This is a genomic window from Burkholderia sp. BCC1638 (assembly GCF_902833195.1).
GTDB classification, from domain to species: Bacteria; Pseudomonadota; Gammaproteobacteria; order Burkholderiales; family Burkholderiaceae; genus Burkholderia; species Burkholderia diffusa.
This window is the reverse complement of record NZ_CADFEC010000030.1, coordinates 29,292-49,357: the sequence shown is the minus strand read 5'-3', so window position 1 is coordinate 49,357 and position 20,066 is coordinate 29,292. Positions and strand designations below refer to the sequence as shown.

24 protein-coding genes and 1 pseudogene are annotated in these 20,066 nt (G+C 69.0%); 8 read left to right on the top strand and 17 right to left on the bottom strand.

Features of this window, described 5'->3' with window-relative positions:
* The first annotated feature begins 58 nt into the window (after positions 1 to 58).
* The 4 genes and pseudogenes from HWX22_RS26135 to HWX22_RS26120 all read left to right on the top strand — a co-directional run bounded on the left by HWX22_RS26135 (position 59) and on the right by HWX22_RS26120 (position 2,715).
* Positions 59 to 754, top strand: coding sequence for an MgtC/SapB family protein (locus tag HWX22_RS26135; RefSeq protein WP_059536892.1), 696 nt, complete (start codon positions 59 to 61; stop codon positions 752 to 754).
* Positions 751 to 1,089 carry a hypothetical protein gene (locus tag HWX22_RS26130; protein ID WP_175908963.1) on the top strand — a complete coding sequence of 113 codons (339 nt, stop codon included), beginning with the start codon at positions 751 to 753 and terminating at the stop codon, positions 1,087 to 1,089. The genes HWX22_RS26135 and HWX22_RS26130 overlap by 4 nt, the downstream gene beginning before the upstream one ends.
* Positions 1,086 to 1,778: pseudogene (locus HWX22_RS26125) on the top strand (hypothetical protein); the annotation flags it as partial. The gene HWX22_RS26130 and the pseudogene HWX22_RS26125, both read left to right, overlap by 4 nt.
* A 307-nt stretch (positions 1,779 to 2,085) precedes the next feature.
* The gene (locus HWX22_RS26120) at positions 2,086 to 2,715 is read left to right on the top strand and encodes a hypothetical protein (protein ID WP_347879255.1); all 630 of its coding nucleotides are present in this window, start codon (positions 2,086 to 2,088) and stop codon (positions 2,713 to 2,715) included.
* 82 nt (positions 2,716 to 2,797) lie between these two features.
* Here the strand turns inward: HWX22_RS26120 and arsH are convergent, their stop codons facing one another.
* From arsH to HWX22_RS26100, 4 genes are all read right to left on the bottom strand, one after another.
* On the bottom strand, positions 2,798 to 3,520 hold the full coding sequence (gene arsH / locus HWX22_RS26115) for an arsenical resistance protein ArsH (protein ID WP_059536933.1): 723 nt from the start codon (positions 3,518 to 3,520) through the stop codon (positions 2,798 to 2,800).
* A 20-nt stretch (positions 3,521 to 3,540) separates the two neighbouring features.
* On the bottom strand, positions 3,541 to 4,611 hold the full coding sequence (gene arsB / locus HWX22_RS26110; protein ID WP_175916678.1) for an ACR3 family arsenite efflux transporter: 1,071 nt from the start codon (positions 4,609 to 4,611) through the stop codon (positions 3,541 to 3,543).
* Positions 4,612 to 4,677: 66 nt separating this feature from the next.
* Positions 4,678 to 5,172 (bottom strand): arsenate reductase ArsC, encoded by a 495-nt coding sequence (locus tag HWX22_RS26105; RefSeq protein WP_175916677.1) that lies wholly within the window; start codon positions 5,170 to 5,172, stop codon positions 4,678 to 4,680.
* Between the two features lie 22 nt (positions 5,173 to 5,194).
* Positions 5,195 to 5,530, bottom strand: a complete 336-nt coding sequence (locus HWX22_RS26100; protein WP_175908961.1) for a metalloregulator ArsR/SmtB family transcription factor — start codon at positions 5,528 to 5,530, stop codon at positions 5,195 to 5,197.
* 162 nt (positions 5,531 to 5,692) lie between these two features.
* On the opposite strand from HWX22_RS26100, the gene HWX22_RS26095 reads away from it, so the two are divergent.
* Positions 5,693 to 6,904: an MBL fold metallo-hydrolase gene (locus HWX22_RS26095; protein WP_175916676.1), complete on the top strand. Its 1,212-nt coding sequence runs from the start codon at positions 5,693 to 5,695 to the stop codon at positions 6,902 to 6,904.
* Between the two features lie 39 nt (positions 6,905 to 6,943).
* Here the strand turns inward: HWX22_RS26095 and HWX22_RS26090 are convergent, their stop codons facing one another.
* The gene (locus HWX22_RS26090) at positions 6,944 to 7,195 is read right to left on the bottom strand and encodes a hypothetical protein (protein WP_175916675.1); all 252 of its coding nucleotides are present in this window, start codon (positions 7,193 to 7,195) and stop codon (positions 6,944 to 6,946) included.
* Between the two features lie 118 nt (positions 7,196 to 7,313).
* Between HWX22_RS26090 and HWX22_RS26085 the strand changes: the two genes are divergently transcribed.
* Positions 7,314 to 8,564 (top strand): phosphatidylserine decarboxylase family protein, encoded by a 1,251-nt coding sequence (locus HWX22_RS26085; protein ID WP_175916674.1) that lies wholly within the window; start codon positions 7,314 to 7,316, stop codon positions 8,562 to 8,564.
* A 41-nt stretch (positions 8,565 to 8,605) separates the two neighbouring features.
* Here HWX22_RS26085 and HWX22_RS26080 read toward each other — a convergent pair whose 3' ends face one another.
* The 5 genes from HWX22_RS26080 to HWX22_RS26060 all read right to left on the bottom strand — a co-directional run bounded on the left by HWX22_RS26080 (position 8,606) and on the right by HWX22_RS26060 (position 11,138).
* Positions 8,606 to 8,830 (bottom strand): hypothetical protein, encoded by a 225-nt coding sequence (locus tag HWX22_RS26080; protein WP_175916673.1) that lies wholly within the window; start codon positions 8,828 to 8,830, stop codon positions 8,606 to 8,608.
* A 263-nt stretch (positions 8,831 to 9,093) separates the two neighbouring features.
* Positions 9,094 to 9,435 (bottom strand): DUF1488 domain-containing protein, encoded by a 342-nt coding sequence (locus HWX22_RS26075; RefSeq protein ID WP_175916672.1) that lies wholly within the window; start codon positions 9,433 to 9,435, stop codon positions 9,094 to 9,096.
* A 3-nt stretch (positions 9,436 to 9,438) separates the two neighbouring features.
* Positions 9,439 to 9,987 carry a type 1 glutamine amidotransferase domain-containing protein gene (locus HWX22_RS26070; protein WP_175916671.1) on the bottom strand — a complete coding sequence of 183 codons (549 nt, stop codon included), beginning with the start codon at positions 9,985 to 9,987 and terminating at the stop codon, positions 9,439 to 9,441.
* Between the two features lie 289 nt (positions 9,988 to 10,276).
* Positions 10,277 to 10,642 carry a DUF3022 domain-containing protein gene (locus HWX22_RS26065; RefSeq protein WP_175916670.1) on the bottom strand — a complete coding sequence of 122 codons (366 nt, stop codon included), beginning with the start codon at positions 10,640 to 10,642 and terminating at the stop codon, positions 10,277 to 10,279.
* 91 nt (positions 10,643 to 10,733) lie between these two features.
* Complete coding sequence (locus HWX22_RS26060) at positions 10,734 to 11,138, bottom strand: hypothetical protein (RefSeq protein ID WP_175916669.1); 405 nt, start codon at positions 11,136 to 11,138, stop codon at positions 10,734 to 10,736.
* Positions 11,139 to 11,279: 141 nt separating this feature from the next.
* Here HWX22_RS26060 and HWX22_RS26055 point away from each other — a divergent pair, with 141 nt between their 5' ends.
* Together HWX22_RS26055 and HWX22_RS26050 are read left to right on the top strand one after the other, a co-directional pair.
* Positions 11,280 to 11,642, top strand: coding sequence for a DUF3175 domain-containing protein (locus HWX22_RS26055; RefSeq protein WP_175916668.1), 363 nt, complete (start codon positions 11,280 to 11,282; stop codon positions 11,640 to 11,642).
* Between the two features lie 42 nt (positions 11,643 to 11,684).
* Positions 11,685 to 13,007 carry a cation:proton antiporter gene (locus tag HWX22_RS26050; RefSeq protein WP_175916667.1) on the top strand — a complete coding sequence of 441 codons (1,323 nt, stop codon included), beginning with the start codon at positions 11,685 to 11,687 and terminating at the stop codon, positions 13,005 to 13,007.
* Positions 13,008 to 13,021: 14 nt separating this feature from the next.
* On the opposite strand, the gene ligD is transcribed toward HWX22_RS26050, so the two are convergent.
* From ligD to HWX22_RS26015, 7 genes are all read right to left on the bottom strand, one after another.
* Positions 13,022 to 15,835 (bottom strand): DNA ligase D, encoded by a 2,814-nt coding sequence (gene ligD, locus HWX22_RS26045; protein ID WP_175916666.1) that lies wholly within the window; start codon positions 15,833 to 15,835, stop codon positions 13,022 to 13,024.
* 24 nt (positions 15,836 to 15,859) lie between these two features.
* A complete protein-coding gene (locus HWX22_RS26040; protein WP_175916665.1) occupies positions 15,860 to 16,888 on the bottom strand; it encodes a Ku protein in 1,029 nt (342 codons plus the stop codon).
* Between the two features lie 273 nt (positions 16,889 to 17,161).
* Positions 17,162 to 17,548 carry a DUF3022 domain-containing protein gene (locus tag HWX22_RS26035; RefSeq protein WP_175916664.1) on the bottom strand — a complete coding sequence of 129 codons (387 nt, stop codon included), beginning with the start codon at positions 17,546 to 17,548 and terminating at the stop codon, positions 17,162 to 17,164.
* Positions 17,545 to 17,706 (bottom strand): DUF1328 domain-containing protein, encoded by a 162-nt coding sequence (locus HWX22_RS26030; protein ID WP_081052496.1) that lies wholly within the window; start codon positions 17,704 to 17,706, stop codon positions 17,545 to 17,547. The genes HWX22_RS26035 and HWX22_RS26030 overlap by 4 nt, the downstream gene beginning before the upstream one ends.
* A 54-nt stretch (positions 17,707 to 17,760) precedes the next feature.
* A complete protein-coding gene (locus HWX22_RS26025) occupies positions 17,761 to 17,949 on the bottom strand; it encodes a DUF3008 family protein (RefSeq protein WP_059536983.1) in 189 nt (62 codons plus the stop codon).
* A gap of 119 nt (positions 17,950 to 18,068) precedes the next feature.
* The gene (locus HWX22_RS26020; protein ID WP_175916663.1) at positions 18,069 to 19,502 is read right to left on the bottom strand and encodes an RNA polymerase factor sigma-54; all 1,434 of its coding nucleotides are present in this window, start codon (positions 19,500 to 19,502) and stop codon (positions 18,069 to 18,071) included.
* Positions 19,503 to 19,740: 238 nt separating this feature from the next.
* Positions 19,741 to 20,052: a hypothetical protein gene (locus HWX22_RS26015; RefSeq protein WP_059536989.1), complete on the bottom strand. Its 312-nt coding sequence runs from the start codon at positions 20,050 to 20,052 to the stop codon at positions 19,741 to 19,743.
* Between the last annotated feature and the right edge of the window lie 14 nt (positions 20,053 to 20,066).

The window sequence follows — 20,066 nt, the reverse complement described above, 5'->3', positions numbered from 1 at the left end:
CTTGCGTCCCTTTTGCGCACGGACCCCTCCGGAACGCCAGACAAAAAGGGAGGCCACGATGATCGGCCATTTGGAACTCCTCGGACGCCTGCTGCTCGCCGCGCTGCTCGGCAGCGTGGTCGGGCTCGAACGCGAACGGCTCAACTGGGCCGCCGGCCTGCGCACGCACATGCTGGTGTGCGTCGGCTCGGCGCTCGTGATGCTCGTCTCCACCTTCGGCTTCGAAGACGTGCGCGGGCAAAACGGCGTCGTGCTCGATCCGTCGCGGGTGGCGGCGCAGGTGGTCTCGGGCATCGGCTTTCTCGGCGCCGGCTCGATCCTGCTGCGCGGTGAAGTCGTGCGCGGACTGACGACGGCCGCGAGCCTCTGGGCGGTGGCCGGCGTCGGCCTCGCGGCGGGTGGCGGCATGTACGTCGGGTCGATCGGCGCGACGGCGATCGTGCTCGCGATCCTCGCGGGCGTGAAGCCGATCGAGCGCCGCTTCATCGCGCAGCGGCAGCAGCGCACGCTGCGGCTCGTCGTCGAGCGCGGCGGCCTGACGCTCGGCACGCTGCACGACACGCTCGGCACCGGCCGCGTGCGCGTGAAGCGGTTCATCGTCCAGCAGTCCGACGACGATCCGGATACCGACGACATCTCGGTGTCGTTCTCGCGCACGAGCGGCGCGGAATTTGCGGCGATCTGCGAAGCGCTGCAAGGCATCGCCGGCGTGCGGACCTGCAGTCCCGACACCTCGTCAAGGAGTTTCGCGTGACCCAGACCGAACTGCTCTCCTACCTCGTGACGAGTCAGCTGGCCGCGCGCATGCGCAGCGGCACATGGCTCACGACCAGCCAGGTGGTCGGCGCGCTGCGCGCATGGCTCGCGTGCCGTCACGCCGAATGCGGCTGGCTCGACCGGATCCGGATCGCGAACGCATCCACCACGATCGCGCAAGGCATCTACGAGATCGCGGCCGCTTACGGCGATCCCGACAGCGGCGAACGCATCCGGATCGACGCCGATTCGCCGGCACTGCTGGCGCTGCGCGCGCGTTGCGATGCGCTGCTGCAACGCATCGACGGCGACCCGGACGTCGATGCCCGATGATCGTGCCGGACCGCATGCCGCGCACCGCATTCGCGACGGCAGGCCCCGACGACGCGGTTGCCGCCCCCTCGCACACGGACGAGCCGGCAAGACACGGGCTGCTCGAATGCGGTCGCAACTGCGACACGATCCGCGATGCGGACCGCTTCGCGATGCTGGTGGACGGCGACGCATATTTCGCGACGCTGCGCGCCGCGCTGCGGCGAGCGCGCCACACCGTCTTCATCGTCGGCTGGGACGTCGACAGCCAGATGCATCTGTCGCCCGCCGACGCCGGCGACGGCCTGCCCGACACGCTCGCCGCATTCCTGCGCGCGCTCGCGGCCGCGCGGCACAACCTGCGCATCTACGTGCTCGCGTGGGACTTCGCGATGATCTACGCGCTGGAGCGCGACTGGCCCCCCGTCTATCGCGCCGCGTGGCGTGCGCACCGCGGCATCCGCTTCCGGCTCGACGACACGCATCCGCGCGGCGCGTCGCATCACCAGAAGCTCGTCGTGATCGACGACAGGCTCGCGTTCGTCGGCGGGCTCGACCTGACGCGCGAACGCTGGGATACGCCCGCGCACGCGGCCGACGACCCGCGCCGTCGCGATGCACGCGGGATGCCGTACGGCCCGTTTCACGACGTGCAGGCGATGTTCGACGGCGACGCGGCCGCCGCGATCGGCGAGGATGCGCGCGCGCGGCTCGCGGTGTTGAGCGAAGTGCCGGACCTGTGGCGCACGGTGTCGCGCGGCTGGTCCGCGTTGAACCTGCCTCGGCGCGGCGGCGCACATCGCGATCTTGCCTGGACGCCGGGGCCTTCCGCGGAGGCGATGCTGTACCAGACGCTCGTCGGCTGCTGGCCGCCCGGGCTCGCGCCGGACGATACGGCCGGACTCGCGGCGCGAGGCGAAACGGCACACGGACTGGCTCGCGCCAGACGCGGACTACGAGCGCGCTTGCGAGGCGTTCGTCCGCGCGATCCTGACGCCGCACGGCACGGGCGATTTCGTGCATCGACTGCATGCGTTCGTCGCGCTGCTCGCGCCGGCCGGCGTCGTCAACAGTCTCGCGCAGGCGGCGTTGCGGATGGCGGTGCCGGGTGTGCCCGATCTGTATCAAGGTACCGAGTCATGGGATCACTCGCTCGTCGACCCGGACAACCGGCGCGACGTGCCGTTTGCGAAGCTGGCGGCCGAGCGGGTCGACGAGCCGGTCGCCGCGTACCTGCGCGACTGGCCCGACGCGCGGGTGAAGCGCGCGCTCGTCGAGCGGATGCTCGCGTTGCGCACGCGCTGGCCGGCGACGTTTACAGACGGCGCGTACGTGCCGCTGCGCGTGCGCGGAAAACTCGGGCGGCATGCGGTGGCGTTCGCGCGCTGCGACGAAGCGGCGACGGTCGTGGTCGCGGTGACGCGGCTCGCGTGCCGGCTGCTCGGCGAAGCGCCGGCGCTGCCGCGCGTGGAACCACGGGAATGGGACGATACGGCCGTGGTCGTGCCGCGCGCCGCCGGCGAGCGGTGGATCGACTGGCTGAACGACGGAAGCGAAGTCGCGGCGCCGGGCGGCGTGATTCGGCTCGATCGCTGTCTGGCCGCATTGCCGGTTGCGGTGCTCGTCGCGGCACGCGTTCGGGATTGAGTCGGTCCGGATCGGCGTGGATCGTGCTTGCGGCGCTGCCGGTATCGATTGCGACTCGCGAGACGACGTACACACCGCGACTTCAAATCGCCCGCTGATTCACCCGCTTCGACAATGCCTCCGCGCTCTCCTTGCGCTCGCTGTACCGGTCGACCAGATACGGACCGATATCGCGCGTCAGCAGCGTGAACTTCACCAGTTCCTCCATCACGTCGACCACGCGATCGAAATAGGCCGACGGCTTCATCCGCCCCGCTTCGTCGAATTCCATGAACGCCTTCGCCACCGACGACTGATTCGGGATCGTCAGCATGCGCATCCAGCGCCCGAGCACGCGCATCTGGTTCACCGCGTTGAACGACTGCGAGCCGCCGCTGACCTGCATCACCGCGAGCGTCTTGCCCTGCGTCGGCCGCACGGCGCCGACCGACAGCGGAATCCAGTCAATCTGCGACTTCATGATGCCGGTCATCGCGCCGTGTCGTTCCGGCGAGCACCACACCATCCCTTCCGACCACAGCACCAGTTCGCGCAGCTCGACGACCTTCGGGTGGCTCTCCGGCGCATCGTCGGGCAACGGCAGGCCGCTCGGATTGAACACGCGCACCTCGGCACCCATCGCCGTGAGCAGACGCTCGGCCTCCTCGACCAGCAGGCGGCTGAACGAACGCTCGCGCAGCGAACCGTACAGCAGCAGGAAACGCGGCGGATGCGTGGACGGCGACGCCGGCCGCAAGCGGCTCGCGTCCGGGACGCGGAAGAGTTCGGGGTCGAGTTGCGGCAGGTCGGTCAGTCGGTCGGTCATGGATGGATTCCGTGGTTGGCTCAAGCGCGCTCGTACCAGCCCTTCGACCGGTTCACGATGCGCACCACCAGCAGCATGATCGGCACCTCGATCAGCACGCCGACGACGGTCGCAAGCGCCGCGCCGGAGTGAAAACCGAACAGGCTGATCGCGGCCGCGACGGCGAGCTCGAAGAAATTGGATGCGCCGATCAGCGCGGACGGGCACGCGACGTTGTGCTTCTCGCCCACCGCGCGGTTGAGCCAGTACGCGAGCGCCGCGTTGAAGAACACCTGGATCAGGATCGGCACCGCGAGCAGCGCGATCACCAGCGGCTGCTTGAGGATCGCCTCACCCTGGAACGCGAACAGGAGCACGAGCGTCGCGAGCAGTGCGGCGATCGACCACGGGCCGATCCTCGCCATCGCGGCATCGAACGCCGCCTGCCCGCTCCGCATCAGCCGCTTGCGCCAGAGCTGCGCGAGGATCACCGGAATCACGATGTAGAGCAGCACCGACGTGAGCAGCGTCGCCCACGGCACGGTAATCGCGGACATCCCCAGCAGCAGCCCGACCAGCGGCGCGAACGCGATCACCATGATGCTGTCGTTCAGCGCGACCTGCGACAGCGTGAACAGCGGATCGCCGCCCGTCAGCCGGCTCCACACGAACACCATCGCCGTGCACGGCGCGGCGGCCAGCAGGATCAGGCCGGCGACGTAGCTGTCGATCTGGTCCGCCGGCAGCATCGGCGCGAACAGCTGGCGGATGAACAGCCAGCCGAGGAAGGCCATCGAGAACGGCTTGACGAGCCAGTTCACGGCGAGCGTGACGCCGATCCCCTTCACGTGCTGCCGCACTTCATGCAGTGCGCCGAAGTCGACCTTCACCAGCATCGGGATAATCATCACCCAGATCAGCACCCCGACCGGCAGGTTCACCTGCGCGTACTCGATGCGGCCGATGCGCTGAAACAGGCCGGGCAGCATCTGGCCGAGCGCGATGCCGGCGACGATGCACAGCGCGACCCAGACCGTCAGGTAGCGTTCGAAGAAATTGATCGCCGGCTTCGCGGCGGCGTCGCAAGGCGGGAGGGTGTTGGACGTATTCATCGGACAGGATTCGATGCTGGAAAAACGCACGGGGCACACGAGTTCGCGCGTGCCCCGTGCGGGCGCTCAGTTCCGCGAGATGTCGGTCAACGCCGCCTGGAGTTCGGCGTCGCTCAACCGGTCGAGCGGCAACGCCAGCAGTTGCAGCATCCGGTAACCGATCGCCTCGCGCGTCAGTTCGAACGCGAGCCGCTTGCCTGCATCGCCGCCCTCGGCGTTCGACGGATCGGCGTAGCCCCAGTGCACTTTCACCGGGCTGCCGGGCCAGTACGGGCAAGCCTCCGCGGCCGCGCTGTCGCATACCGTGATGACGACGCGCATCCGCGGCGCGCCGTCGCCGACGAATTCGTCCCAGCTCTTGCTGCGGTATCCGGTGACGTCGACGCCCGCGCGCGTCAGCGCGTCGAGCGCGAACGGATTGAGCCGACCGCTCGGCGCGCTGCCGGCGCTGTAGGCGCGCACGTCGCGGCCGAGTTTCGCGGCCCAGTGATTGAGCATGCCCTCCGCGAGCACGCTGCGGGCGGAGTTGTGGGTGCAGAGGATCAGGACGTTGGTGGTCATCGGCGGGTGCGTGGACGTGTGCTTACGTTGGGTCGGAGCAGGAGGTCGAACAGGCGGGGGCCGGCGCGCACGGATTGCCGCCGCAGCAGTTCTCGGTCAGGTAGCCGATCAGCCCGTTCATCGTCGCGAAGTTCGCGCAATAGAACACGAAGCGGCCTTCCTGGCGGCTCGTGACGAGCTGCGCGTGGGCCAGTTCCTTCAGATGAAACGACAGCGACGACGGCGGCACGTCGAGCAGCGTCGCGATTTGCCCGGCAGGCAAGCCCGACGGGCCGGCCTGTACGAGCGCGCGGAATACGGCAAGGCGCGACTCGTGCGCGAGGGCCGACAGGGCGGCGATGGTCTGGTTCGTTTCCATTTTTCGATAATACTCGAAATATGGAAACGATGAGGCGAGTTCTTGTTTCCTCATCGGCCGATTCGTGCCGAACAAGAAATAGGCGATCAACAGGCAGGCCATTTGTAACCGCCGATGTTTCATTTAATCTGTGCGCACTCAACTTCCGTCAGGTGCCTCTCCATGTCGATCCGTCGTCTGATTTCTTCCCTGTTCGCCGCCGCTGCGATGTTCGGGGCCGCGTCCGCCAGCTTCGCCGGGCCGCTGGCCATCGATGTCTACAATCCCGGCGCCAAGGGAATCTTCCCGGTGTCGTCCGAGATCGTCTCGGGCAAGACCGAGGCCATCCTGATCGACGCGCAATTCCAGCGCAACGATGCGCAGGCGCTCGTGAACCGGATCAAGGCGAGCGGCAAGACGCTCAAGGCGATCTACGTGAGCCACGGCGATCCCGATTATTACTTCGGACTGGACACCATCCACGCGGCATTCCCGGACGCGAAGATCGTCGCGACGCCGCAGACCGTCGCCGCGATCGAGGCCAGCAAGGACGGCAAGCTCGCGTACTGGGGCCCCATCCTCAAGGACAATGCGCCTGGTTCGGTGATCGTGCCGCAGCCGCTCGACGGCGATACGTTGCGCGTCGACGGACAGCCGCTGCGAATCGTCGGGCTCGACGGCCCCTCGCCCGATCGCACATTCGTCTGGATTCCTTCCGAACGGACCGTGGTGGGCGGCATCCCCGTTGCCGCGAACATCCATGTGTGGATGGCCGACACGCAGACGCCGCTGTCGCACGCGAACTGGCTCGCGACACTCGACCGGATCGACGCGCTGAAGCCGGCGCGGGTCGTGCCCGGCCACTTCCTGGCGAATCGGGATGGCAGCCGGCCGTTCACGACCGGCGTCGCGTTCACGCGGGGCTATCTGACGGCATTCGACCAGGAAACGACGCGCGCGACGGATTCGGCCGCGCTGATCGCCGCGATGGACGCGCGCTATCCGGGTCTTGGCGCAAAGCCATCGCTCGAGCTGAGCGCGAAGGTCGCGAAGGGTGAAATGCAGTGGCCCGCGCCAGCACCGTTTCCCGCGGCAGGCAAGACCGTGCGCGTGCAATTCGGCGATACCGCATTCGACCTGCGCTTCAAGGACGAAAAGACGATGTCGTTCGTCGGCACGGCCGGCCAGTTCAAGGGCGTGACGGATACGGTGCAATACACCGCGCGCGAGATTCGTCCGCAGGTGTACATGGTGTATTGGCATGAGCCCGGCACCGGTTCGAACGTCGTGCACGTGGAGGATTTCGAGCACGGTACCGTGAACACGAACATCGCGCTGAAAGACGGGCAGTTCCTGCATATGTCCGGTACGCTGAAGCTCGTCGGTCAGAAGTGACCGGACGCGGCTGTGTCGCTTCCGGCCCTCGTCACGTCATCACGACCACTCTTCCGGCGGCATCGCGCCGCCATCATCCTCCCAATGCGGCTCGCCGGTCTCGCGATCGCGGCTCGGCGCCACGGGGCCGTTCCCGCCGCCGCGTTCGACCCGCCGCGCATCGCTACGTGACGTCGACGCGCGCACCCGTGCCCGCGTGCGGGTCGGCGCCACGGTCCGCTGTTCGCCGCTGCGGCGCTCGTCGGTCGACGCCGCATCGTTCGTCTGTCGCACATTCGAAGCTGCGCTCATGTGTCCTCTCCTGTGTCAGTGAAAGCATCCGTCGCCCGAGCGCAGCAATTTCGGTGCCGCGCACCGGGCAAGCGCTTTGCTACCTTCGTTCGTATCGCAATCCTTGCCGGAGGTGAGCATGCCGACCGATCCCAGCACGTCGCCCGCCACGCGCCATCGCCTCGGCGAATGGATGGCCCGCGAGGAATCGCACATGGCCGCATACCGCGAGGGCATCGCGAACGACGCACGCGCGCGTGCAGGCGAACGGCTGCGCACGCCGGCCGTGCAGGAACTCGCGCGGCTGTTCGACGACGACGCGGTGCTGCGCATGAGCCTGACCCGCGCGATCGACGAGGCACGCGAAGCGGGCCGCACGCTCGGCTACGCATCGATCGGCGAACTGATGACGGTGATCGATCACCTGATGACCTACACGCCGCCATTCAGCGAAACGAGCCTGATCGTGTGCCCGCTGAACGCGTTCCTCGACTGGCCGATGCGCATGCCGTCGGGCCACGCGGTGTTTCGCGACGCGGCGGTCAACGCGCACCTGAAGCAGGTTCTGAACGTGTGGTGCGATTTCCTCGGCGGCCCGCATTCGCGCGCGCATCTCGACACGTCGCCGCCCGACGGCTGGTTCTGCGACGAAGCGCGCAAGCGCCTCGGCCTGTCGCAGTTCCAGTATCGCGAGGACCAGCCGCACTGGGGCTTCGACTCGTGGAACGACTTCTTCACGCGACGCTTTCGCGCGGGCGCGCGGCCGGTCGCGGCGCCGGACGATGCGCACGTGATCGTCAGCGCGTGCGAAGTCGCGCCGTATCACACCGCATCGAACGTGAAGATCCGCGACACGTTCTGGATCAAGGGCCAGCCCTACTCGCTGCGCGACATCTTCACGCCCGCGCGGCTGCCGCTCGCCGAACGGTTCGTCGGCGGCGATCTGTACCAGGCGTATCTGAGCGCGTACAACTATCATCGCTGGCACGCGCCCGTGCGCGGCACCGTCACGCATGCGTACCGGGTCGATGGCACCTACTATTCGGTCGCCGAGGCGGAAGGCCCGGACCCGGCCGGCCTCAACGATTCGCAGGGCTACATGACGGCCGTCGCCGCGCGTGCGATCGTCGCGATCGACTGCGACGATCCCGGGATCGGAACCGTCGCGGCCGTGTTCGTCGGAATGGGCGACGTCTCGTCCTGCATCGTCGAAGTCGTGCCGGGGCAGCGCGTCGACAAGGGCGACGAGATCGGCTATTTCCAGTACGGCGGCTCGACCTGCTGCCTGCTGTTCGAAACCGGCGTGATCGACCGCTTCCCGTTCGCGCCGCCGTTCGACGGCGATACACCGGTCGTACAGGTCAACGCGCCGGTCGCGATCGCACGCTGAACCGCGCGCCGGCCACGCGTGCGGGCGTCACGCATCGCGTGTCACGCGTCGAGATCGCCGGCGTCGCGGCCGTCGTGCCGCTGCACGCACCGGACGACGGTCAACCCGTCAGCGGTCAAAGCCGGGCGAGTCGTGCCCGATGCGTCCGGGCACATCACGATCAACTGTCGTTCGACCAGCGCGACGATGTCCTCACGGTCGGTCTGGATCTGTTCCGGTGCGCGATGCACCAGGAACAGCGCGGCAAATTCATGGGCGGTCAGCATGCTTGTTTCCCCGTTGACGGCTTCGCACGATGCAGCGGCGGCATCGCGGCGACGCACGGCGCGAAACGTGCGCCGGCGACGACAGAAGCATGCAGGGAGCGTGCCAGATTGTGGGACGCGGCCGCCCCCGTGCGCGACTGGCGCGCGGCGCGATGTGTCACCGCAAACCGCGTGATGGCCGCTGCAAAGTTTTCAATGGTGTGTAAGCGAGCATGCGCACGGTGCGCCGGCCGGCCAGCGCCGGCATTCCGCAGCCGCGCGGATCACGACTTCCTCGAACGAAACAGCCCGGCCCGAGCCGTTTTGCCCGCCGCCTTGTCGCGCACGCGGAAATAGCCGCTGTGCAGTTCGACGCCGCCCTCGCCGTCCGCGAGCACTTCCGCGCACGCGGCCTCGATGCGCGCACGGCCATGCTCGAACGCGTCGCGCAGGTCGGCTTCGAGCGCGGAGCGCGCGCCGAAATGGTCCTCGAGCGCTTCAACCGTGATCGCGCACGTGAGCGGCTTCCCGTCGAACTCGACGACGAAGCGCATCTGCAGCGCCGCACCGTCGAACTCGGGCGGCGCGTCGGTCAGCGTCACGTGATGGACCGAATCGGCCGGCATCGCTCAGCCTCCCCGCGACGCGAGACACTGCACCAGCGCGCCGTTGAATGCGGGCAGATCGTCGGGCTTGCGGCTCGTGATCAGGTTGCCGTCCCGCACGACCTCCTGGTCGACCCACTTGCCGCCCGCGTTGCGGATATCGTCCTGCAGGCTCGGCCAGCTCGTCATCGTGCGGCCGTCCACCAGCCCGGACGATACGAGCAGCCAGCCGCCGTGACAGATCGCGGCGATCGGCTTGCCCGCACCGCCCGCCGCCGTCACGAATTCGCGCGCGGCCGGCAGCATCCGGATCGCGTCGCCGTTGACGACGCCGCCCGGCAGCACGACCGCGTCGTAGTCGCCTTCGCGCGCATCGTCGAACGTCCGGTCGACCTTCACGCGATCGCCCTTGTCGACGTGCCTGAGCCCCTGGATCTCGCCGCGCTTCTGCGAAATCACGTCGACCTGCGCGCCTTCGGCCTCCAGCGCGCGCTGCGGCTCGACGAGTTCTACTTCCTCGAAGCCGTCGACCGCGAGTATCGCCACCTTGCAATGGTCCAGCTTGCCGATCATGGAGCACTCCCTGTTGATGTTGCGGCACCCGTCGTGCCGTTCTCATCGCGCAGCAATTTGCGTGCCGCGCGTACGATCGCGTCGATGGGGCGCGACCCGCAATGGCCGGGCGGCCTCGCGCACGCGCGCCGCGGCGTGACGCGTGCGGGCCGGCGTCACGCCGCCCCGCGCGGCCTCTGCAAAGATTTCAACAGGATGTAATGCGACTGCCGGCGACTGCCGGCGACTGCCGCCCGGCGCCGTCATGCAAGGCCGCGCCCGTGCGCGGGTCGCTATCGGCCCGACACGCTCACTGCAAGTGACGCGCCGCATCGAGCATCGCGTCGGTCAGCTCGACCGTCAGCGTCAGGTCCTCGGTGACGTCGGGCAGCGTGTCGAGCGTGGCCTGCACGGCATCGTGCAGCATTGCGTGCACGCGCATCCGCGCGCCGTCGTCGAGATCCGCATAGCGCTCCATCGTGTCGCAGTCGAGTGCGAGCACCACGGCGTGCCGCGCGGTATCGGGCGGTGCATCGGGCGCCAAGGCCCAGGCCGCATGAAACGTGATCCTGCCGGTCTCGACGTCGAGATGCACCGTCGTATCGAGATCGTCGGTCTCGACCGCGTCGGTGTCCAGGTCGTCGTCGTCGAGCGAGATCCGTGAATTCGATTGCATGATGTCCTCCTGCGTGGTGGCGGTGTGCCGGCCCCGCGGCCGACGCCAGCCATCGCGCCGCGCCGGTCGCGCCGGCGCGACACCGTGATCGTCAATAGCCGCTGGAACCCGCGCCGCCCGTACCGCCTGCGCCGCCGCCCGCGCCCGCTCCCGCGCTGCCGCCGCCATTGGAGCCGCCCGTGCTGCCGCTGCCGCCGGTGCCGGCGCCGCTCGGGCCGCCCGGCTTGGTGCGCACATGCGGGCGCGCGTGCGAACGCATGGCGCGCGGCTCCTGCATGCGGGTCGCGGGCGGCGGCGCCGCCGTATTGCCGTTCGACATGCTGTCGCCGGCGCCTTGTGCCGATGTGTCCGGCGGCGACAGGATCGGCGCGCCGGTGCCCTCGTCGGAACGCTGCGAATTCTGCGCCCATGCGACCGGTGCGGCCGCGACGAGTGCGACGGCCGCGCACGCAAGGATCCGGCGCGCGGCAGATTTCGATTCGAATACTGGCTTCATGGAACGTTCTCCCTCAATGGAATCGCTGTCGTGGAATTTCCCGCGTCCCTGGTTCAGCAAGGCACGTGCCGTCGGCGACGCGCGGCACGCGATTTGCGCGTTCCACGACCAACCCATCCCGATCCCGTACGGAGCCCTGTCATGCCTTCAGCTTCAGCTTCCGCTTCCCATCCGCACGGCAAACGCGTGACGCGCCGCCGCGGCCGCGCGCGCAGCAACGATCCGCATCATCGCAAGCGCTGGTCCGCCGACGTCATGAAAAAGAGCGATGCGCTGGACATCGAACCCGCGATCTTCAAGTCCGACGACCCGGGCGAGATCGCGGCGTCGCTCAAGCGCTCGGCCGAACACAGCCGCCGCCGCAAGGCGCCGCCGTTCCAGTCGGCGATGTCGATGCTCAACTTCTATCTGAACCGCGCGGGCCGCAACCTGCCGAAAACACGCCGCGCGACGCTCGAACGCGCGAAGCGGAAACTGCGCGAGGCGTTCGGCCGCAAGCCCTGACGTCCCCCACCCGCTCCGTATCGACCTGCCCGGCCTGCACGCATGCATGAAACGCTGTGGTATCTGATCGTCGGCGCGGTGCTGATGGGCATGGGCGTCGCGACATCGGCGCTGCGTCACCTGCCCTGCAGCAGCGCGATGATCTATCTCGCGCTCGGCGTCGCGCTCGGCCCGTCCGGCGCCGGGCTCCTGCATCTCGACATCGAACGCGACGCGTCGCTGTTGCGCGAGATCGTCGAAGTCGCGCTGCTGGTGTCGCTGTTCGCGATCGGGCTGCGGCTGCGCGTGCCGCTGTCCGACACGTTGTGGCTCGTGCCGTGCCGGCTCGGCCTGCTCGCGATGATCGTCACCGTGCCGCTGCTCGCCGGCTGCGCGGTGCTGACGCTCGGGCTCGGCTGGGGCCCCGCGCTGCTGCTCGCGGCGATCCTCGCACCGACCGACCCGGTGCTCGCGCACGACGTGCAGGTGCACGATCCCGGCGACCGCGACCTGGTGCGCTTCGCGCTGTCCGGCGAAGGCGGGCTGAACGACGGCATCGCGCTGCCGTTCGCGCTCGCGGGCCTCGCGCTGTGCGGCGCGTCCGACACGCCGCACGCGCGGTCGGCGCTGACGGGCGCGTTCGCGCTGGCCGCGCTGTGGGGCATCGCGGGCGCGGCCGCGATCGGCGGCGTGCTCGGCGCGGCCGCCACCAAGGCGATCGGCTGGCTGCGCACCCGCCACGCGCAGGCGCTCGGCTTCGAAGGCTTCTTCGCGCTCGCGCTGATCGTGCTGTCGTTCGGCGCCGCGCAGCTCGCGAATACCTTCGGCTTCATCGCGACGTTCGCCGCGGGCGTCGCGATGCGCCGCGTCGAGCATCGCGCGAGCGGCGACCGGCGCCCGCGCGAAGTGATCGGCCGGATCGATTCGGAAGACGTGGTCGCGACCGAGAAGCATCCGGAGAAGGTGCACGCGTTCATGACCGAATCGGTGCTGGACTTCACGATCGAGCTCGAACGGATCGCCGAGGCACTCATCATGACGATGATCGGCAGCGTGCTCGCGACGCTGTCGGCGCCGCTCGTGACGTGGGGCGCAATCGGTCTTGCCCTCGTGCTGTTCGTGGCCGTGCGGCCCTTCGCCGTGCTGCTGTCGCTGACCGGCTCGCACGCGACGCACGCGCAGCGGCGGCTGATGGCGTGGTTCGGGATACGCGGAATCGGCTCGTTCTATTACCTGCTGTTCGCGCTCGAACACGGGCCGTCCAGCGCGGTGCGCCCGCTCGCGGCGCCGGTGCTGGTCGTCGTGTCGGCGTCGGTGATCGCGCACGGCATCTCCGCGACGCCGCTGATGGACTGGTATTACCGCCTGCAGCAGCGCCGGCGCTGACCGCGCCGGCGACGTCACGACCCATCGAGCCGCGCGCGCATCTGCGCGGAGATGCGCTGCCGCGTCTCGTCGTAGCCTTCCCACGGATCGCGCGCGAGCCGGTCGAGCCGTTCGTGCAGCGTGTCGATCGTCCATTGCGCGCCGCCCGTCGTGTCGGGCACCTCGTCCCAGCGCAGCGGCACCGACACGCCCATCCCGGGCCGCGCACGCGCCGAGTACGCCGCGATCGTGCTCGCGCCGCGGCCGTTGCGCAGGTAATCGATGAAGATCTTGCCGCGACGATGACGCGGGCCCATCGTCGCGGTGAAACGGTCGGGCAGCGCGCTCGCGACGTGTTGCGCGACGGCGCGCGAGAAGTCCTTCACGTCGTCCCATCCGAGGTGCCGCGTGATCGGCACGACCACATGCAGCCCCTTGCCGCCGCTGGTCTTGCAGAACGACGCGAGCCCCAGTTCGTCGAGCAGCCCGCGCACCAGTTGCGCGGCCTCGATCATCGCGCTCCACGGCAGCGCGGGATCCGGATCGAGGTCGAACACGATCCGGTCGGGCCGCTCGATGTTCGACGCGTGCGCGTTCCACGTATGCAGTTCGATCGTGCCCATCTGCGCGGCGCCGAGCAGCGCGTCGACGCTATCGAGCGACAGCAGCGGACCGTGCCCCGGATCGAGCCCGGCATGTTGCGTGACGAACGGAATCTCGCGGCGTTCCGCGTGCTTCTGGAAGAACAGCTCGCCGGCGATGTCGCCGGGCGCGCGCACGAGCGACACGGGTCGCCCCTTCAGGTCCGGCAGCAGCCACGGCGCGACCCATTGCCAGTAGCGCGCGAGATCGATCTTGCGCGTGCCGCTTTGCGGGTCGAGCACACGGTCGGGATGGGTGATGCGCACGCGGCCGAGCTGATCCGGGCCTGCATCGTTGCCGGCCGTGCGGGTGGATGACCGTGAACGCGCGTGGTGTTCGCGGCCATTCGCTTCATGAGCCGCGTGCGACGCGTGCTTGCGGGGATGTTTGTCGTCGTGCGTGGTTCGCTGTCGATCCATCGTCATCTCCGTTTCCGCATTTTCCGTCTGTTTCGGCACTTCGCGGACGATCTGCGTGGCCGGCTTGTCTTCGCGCAGCGCGATGAACGCGGCCTGCCGCACGATGCCGTCGCCGGTCCACTCCGCGAATTCGCATTCGGCGACGAGCGTCGGTTCGATCCAGTGCACGCGCGTGCGCGTGCGTTCGCGCGGCGGCGGATCGAACGGCGGCGTGTCGCGCTCGTGCTTGCGCACGATCGCGGCAAGCCGGTCGAGCATGCGCGCGTCGAAGCCTGTGCCGACCCGGCCGACATAGCGCAGCGGTGTCGGCCCGCGCCGCCGCTTGCCGGCCGGCGCCGGTTCGTGCACGCCGAGCAGCAGTGCGCCGAAGCCGTGGCGGCTGCCCGACGGCTCGGTATAGCCGCCGATCACGAACTCCTGCCGGCGCCGGCATTTGAGCTTGATCCACACAGGCGAACGTCCGGCCCGGTAGCGCGAGTCCGCGCGCTTGCCGATCAGCCCTTCCAGGCCCGTATCGCATGCGCTCGCGATCAGCGACGCGACGTCGTCGCCGAGATCGGGCGAAAAGCGCAGTCGCGCGGGGTCGCTGTCGGCCAGCAGCGGTTCGAGCAGCCCGCGGCGTGCGGTGAGCGGCGCGTCGCGCAGGTCGTAACCGTCAAGGAAGGGCAAATCGAATACGAACAGCGTGACCGCATCCGAGCGCCCCGCACCGAGGGCGTTCTGCAGCGCCTGGAAATCGGGGAGGCCGTGCGAGCCGAGCACGACGGCCTCGCCGTCGAGCCATGCGTCGTCGACGTCGAGCGCGGCGAGCGCATCGCGTTGCGCGCGCAGCTTCGCGGTCCAGTCGCGGCCTTCGCGCGTCATCAGCTTCACATGCCGGCGTGTGCCTTTGCCCGCGATACGCGCGAGGATCCGGTAGCCGTCGAACTTCAGTTCGTAGCGCCAGTCGCCTTGCGCGGGCGGGCCGTCGACCAGCATCGCGAGTTGCGGCGCGACGCGCTCCGGCAACGGCGCGCGCACCGCGCCTTCGATCCCGGACGGATCGGCCGGCGGGCGTTCACGATCGTCGTGTTCGTCGTGCCGCGCGCCACGTGCATCGCGTTTCGCGGCCTTGTCGCCGCGGCCGCGCGGCGTCCGGCGCGCATGCTTCGATCCGTCGGCCGAATCCGCGCGCGTCGCAGACGCCGCGCCATCATGCACACTCCCCGGCCGCTCGCCGACGACGTCGAATTCGTCCGCGTCGCGCGCGTCGTCGTCGCGCTCCTTGATCAGCAGCCACTGCTCCTGTCGCCCCTGCTGGCGCCCGCTGCGCACGAGCGCCCAGCCGCCGCGCAGTTTTTCGCCGTCGAGCCGGAACGTGAGCTTGCCCGCGCGATAGCCGTCGCGTGCCTGCGCGAGACCGCCGTCGGGCGTCCACGTGCCTTCGTCCCATACGACGACCGACCCCGCGCCGTAATGCCCGGCCGGAATCTCGCCTTCGAACGACGCATATTCGAGCGGATGGTCCTCGACATGCACGGCGAGACGCTTCACCGACGGATCGAAGCTCGGCCCCTTCGGCACGGCCCACGACTTCAGCGTGCCGTCGAGTTCGAGTCGGAAGTCGTAGTGCAATCGCCGCGCATGATGCTCCTGGATTACGAAGCGCAGCGGATGGCCGGTGCCCGCGCGCGCGCGCCGGGCAGGTGCCGCATCCGCCTTCGCACGCCGACGCCCGTGCGCGCCTTCCGGTTCCGGCGTCGCGCCGAAGTGGCGTTTGCGGCGATAGGGATCGAGCTTGCCGGGCATCGCATCACCTCGCTTCGCGCGGCGTCATGCGGCGTGCTTGCGGCGCGCGGTGGCCTTCTTCACCGCATGCTCGCCGTGCGCGGCACGTTTCGCGGCCGGCCGTTTCGCCGCCGCGGTTTTCGTGGCCGCGCCCTTCACTGCGGTTTTTGAAGCCGGCTTGCGGCGCCCGCCGCCGCCGCGCGACGACGAAGACGCCCCCTCCGTATTCGCATCCTCGTCGTCGCCCCCATCGCGCAGATCCGCCGCACGCGCCCCGCCGCCGCCCTTCAGGCTGCGCTTCAGCAACTCGGTCAAATCGACCACGTTGGTCGCCGCGCGGCTCGTCTGCGCCGGCCGTTCCTCGATCTCCTCGATCTTGCCCGCGCGCACCTTGCGCTCGACCAGCTCGAGGATGTCGTCGCGGAACGTGTCGTGATACTCGTCGGGCGTCCACTTGCCGGCCATGTCGTCGATCAGCTTCTTCGCCATGGCGAGCTCGCGCGCGGTCACGCCCGCGCCCTTCGCGTCGTCGGCCGGCACCGACAGTTCGTCGAGCGGCCGCAACTCCTCCTGCCAGCGCAGCGTATCGAGCGCGAGCAGCGGCCCGACCGGAATCAGCGCGCCGAGATGCTGTCGGTCGCGCATCACGACCAGCGCGATGCCGATCTTGCCGCTGTCCTTCAATGCATCGCGCAGCAGCGCATAGACCTTCTCGCCCTTGCGGTCCGGCACGAGGTAGTATGGCGTGTCGAGATAGAGGAACGACACCGCGTCCTCGTCGACGAAGGTCAGGATGTCGACGGTCTGCGTCGATTCGGGGTTCGCCGCGCGGATTTCGTCGTCGGTCAGCACGACGTAGCGTTCCTTCTCGTATTCGTAGCCGCGCACGATGTCCTCGCGCGTGACTTCCTTGCCGGTGCGCTTGTTGATCTGCCGGTAGCCGACCGGATCCATCGAGCGCTTGTCGAGCAGCCGGAACGACGGCTTCACGGTGCGCGTCGCGGGAAACAGCTGCACGGGCACGTGAACGAGCCCGAAGCTGATCGCGCCTTTCCAGATCATCCGCGGTGCCATGCCTATCCTCCTTGCCGCTTGCACGCCCGCCCGGCGGACCCGCTCCGCCGGGCGACGTTCCGCGAGCTGGTGCGATTGCGCGCCGTTGGATTGCGGTCGATTGCCGGATCGGGGAGATTCGTCATGCGCGCATCCTCGCATCGGTTCGGTGATGGACGGCGGCGTGCGTGGCCGTGTCGCGGCGCACACGCAGCCGTCACGGGAAACGGACGCGCCGCGCGGCGCGTGCCGCGGCGGCCCGCTACGGTGTCGCGACGGGCGGCTGCCGCGCCGTCAGGGCGCGCGCAGCGCGCGATCCAGTTCGTCGCGCGTCACGTCGAGCGCGACGCTGCATTCGATCTCGGCGTCCTCGACGCGCGGTTTCTGTTCGTCCACCGCGCGCCGCGCCATGTCGCACACATGCGTCCGGACGCGCAACCGGTCGGCCGTGCCGAGCGATGCATAGCGCGTGAGCACGTCGGGATCGAAACGCAGGTCGACCGCGCAGCGCCATTGACGTGCATCGTCCTCGGACGGCACGCGCACCCACGACACCTGGATCGTCAGCCGCCCCGACGCGTCGTCCGCATGCACGACGACGGTCGACTGCGACGGAAAGCCGTTCGCGAGAGCATGCTCGAGTTCCGCGATGCGCTGCGAATGGTCGGGGGCGATCGTCATCGGCGCACGACTCCCAACAGCAGCGTGACCAGGAAGATCACGACGAAGATGTAGAACAGGATCTTCGCGATCTCGGCCGCGCCGGCCGCGATGCCGCCGAAGCCGAACAAGGCGGCGACGAGCGCGATGATGAAGAAGATGATGGCGTATCGAAGCATGAATGCCTCCTGCGGTCCTGAATAACGACGATCGTCGACGCGTGTCGCCGCCGATCAAGAATCGTGCTTGTGCCGGGGTTTGCCGTGGGCCGGCGTCGAAGCCATTTTTTCGAGTTCCTTCTCGCTCATCGACTTGGCCATCGACTTCGCAGGCGGCTTCAGGTCCTTCATCTTGGTGTCACCGCGCTTGGCCGACAGGGCGGCTCCCGCGGCGCGCTGCTGGGCCTGGGACTTGGCTGGCATGGTTTCCCTCCTCTCGGTGATGCGCGCGGACACCGCAGATCGCAGATCGCAGATCGCAGATCGCGGGTCGCGGGTCGCGGGTCGCGGGTCGCGGGCCGCGCGCGGTTCGGACGGTATCGTCACGCGGCGTCGCGCCGGCGCAGTTCAGCGGGCGGAATCTTCATCGCCTGGCGATACTTGGTCACCGTGCGACGCGCAAGAAGGATGCCGCGCCCCGCGAGATTCTGCGCGAGCGCGACGTCCGACAGCGGATCGGTATGGCGCTCGGCCGCGATCATGTCGCGGATCAGCACCTTCGCGGCCGACGCCGAGCACACGCCCTTGCCGGCTGCTTCCAGCTTGCGCGGGAAGAAATGCTTGAACTCGAACGTGCCGTGCGGCGTGGCCATGTATTTGTTGCCCGTCGCGCGCGACACGGTCGATTCGTGCAGGTCGAGTTCCTCGGCGATGTCGCGCAGCACGAGCGGCTTCATCGCGATCTCGCCGTAGCGGAAGAAATCGCGCTGCCGCGCGACGATGCATTCGCCGACGCGCTGGATCGTGTCGAAGCGCTTCTGCACGTTGCGAATCAGCCAGCGCGCTTCCTGCAACTGCTGGCCGAGCGGCGAATCGCGCTCGCCGCTCGACTGCGCGAACAAGGTCGCGTAGCGCTCGTGCAATCGCGCGCGCGGCAGCACGGCCGGGTTGATCGTCACGATCCATTCGTCGCGCACCTGGCGCACGATCACGTCGGGTATCACGTAGTCGCCGCGCGTGCTGCCGTAGTGATTGCCGGGACGCGGATCGAGCGTGCGCACCAGCGCGCACGCGGCCTGCATCGTCGGCTGGCTGCAGCCCAGGCGTCGCTGGATTTCCGCCGTCTCGCGCCGCGCGAGCCGTTCGAGGTGCTCGCGCGCGATCGCCTTCGCCTCCGCGAGCGCCGGCGTGCCGGCCGGAATCGCATCGAGTTGCAGCACCAGGCATTCGGACACCGAACGCGCGGCGATGCCGGGGCGGTCCAGCATCTGCACGAGCCGCAGCGCGACCGCGAGATCCTGTTCCGACAGCAGCAACGCCGGATCGGCCGCGACCAGCAGCTCGGCCAGTTCCTGACGCAGGTAGCCGTCCTCGTCGAGCGCATCGATCACGATGCGCGCGGCCTCGCGGTCGCGCTTGTTCAGCGGATAAAGGCGCAGTGCATCGTGCAATTGCTGGTGCAGCGACGGCTCGGCCGCCATCCACTCGCCGGGCGACAGGTCGCTCGCGTCGTCGGCCTGGCGGCTCGTGCCGCGCGGCGCCGGAGCGGCCGTATACGACACCTCGCCGTCAGGCGGACGCACGTCCTCGCGCTCGGGCGGCGGCTTGGGCGGCGCGGCTTCCGCGGTGGGTTCGGGCGCGTCGGCGGCGGCTTCGTCGTCGCCCTGGCCATCTTCGAGAAACGGATTCGAGTCGAGCGCCTGCCGCAATTCCTGCTGGAATTCGAGCGAAGACAACTGCAGCAGGCGAAGCGACTGCTGAAGCCTCGGCGTGAGTGCCAGATGCTGTCGCATCTGGAGCGCAAGCGTGACGGACATCGATGCCCTCCTGACGGTGTGCGGAATTGCGTTCACACGCATTCACGCAGCTTCCATGCCAAGGCGGCGAAGCACCGTCCGGCGCGGCTCTCGCGGGTTCGCACCCCGCCCGCGGCGGCTCCGGGTGCCGACTTTTTTACAAGCGCCGGCAAGTTAGGGGCACGGAATTCGCGCCGGGCGGACGCACCGGCAGCGCGCCGGCTTATCCGCGTGCGGCCGCCGCGCGCCGTTCCGCGCGTCAGTACTGCATCGGCGGCGGCGTGCCCGGCATCGTCCGGTCGCCCTGCACACCGTTCGGCCCCGGCGGCGGCACGTCGGCCGGTTCACCGCCCGCCGCGCCCGCCGGCAGCGTGTTGTACGGCGACGGACGCGTGTCGTAGCGCGTATTCGCGTCCGGCATCGTCGTGGTCGGCGACGCACCATGGCCGTCCGGCGGCGCCGGCGGCGCGCCGTGCGCGCCGTAGGGACCCTGCGGTTGCGTGCACGCGCCCAGCGCACACGCGGCGGCGAACGCACAGGCGCCGATACGCATCGTCTGGATCGGTTTCATCGGAATCCTCCGTT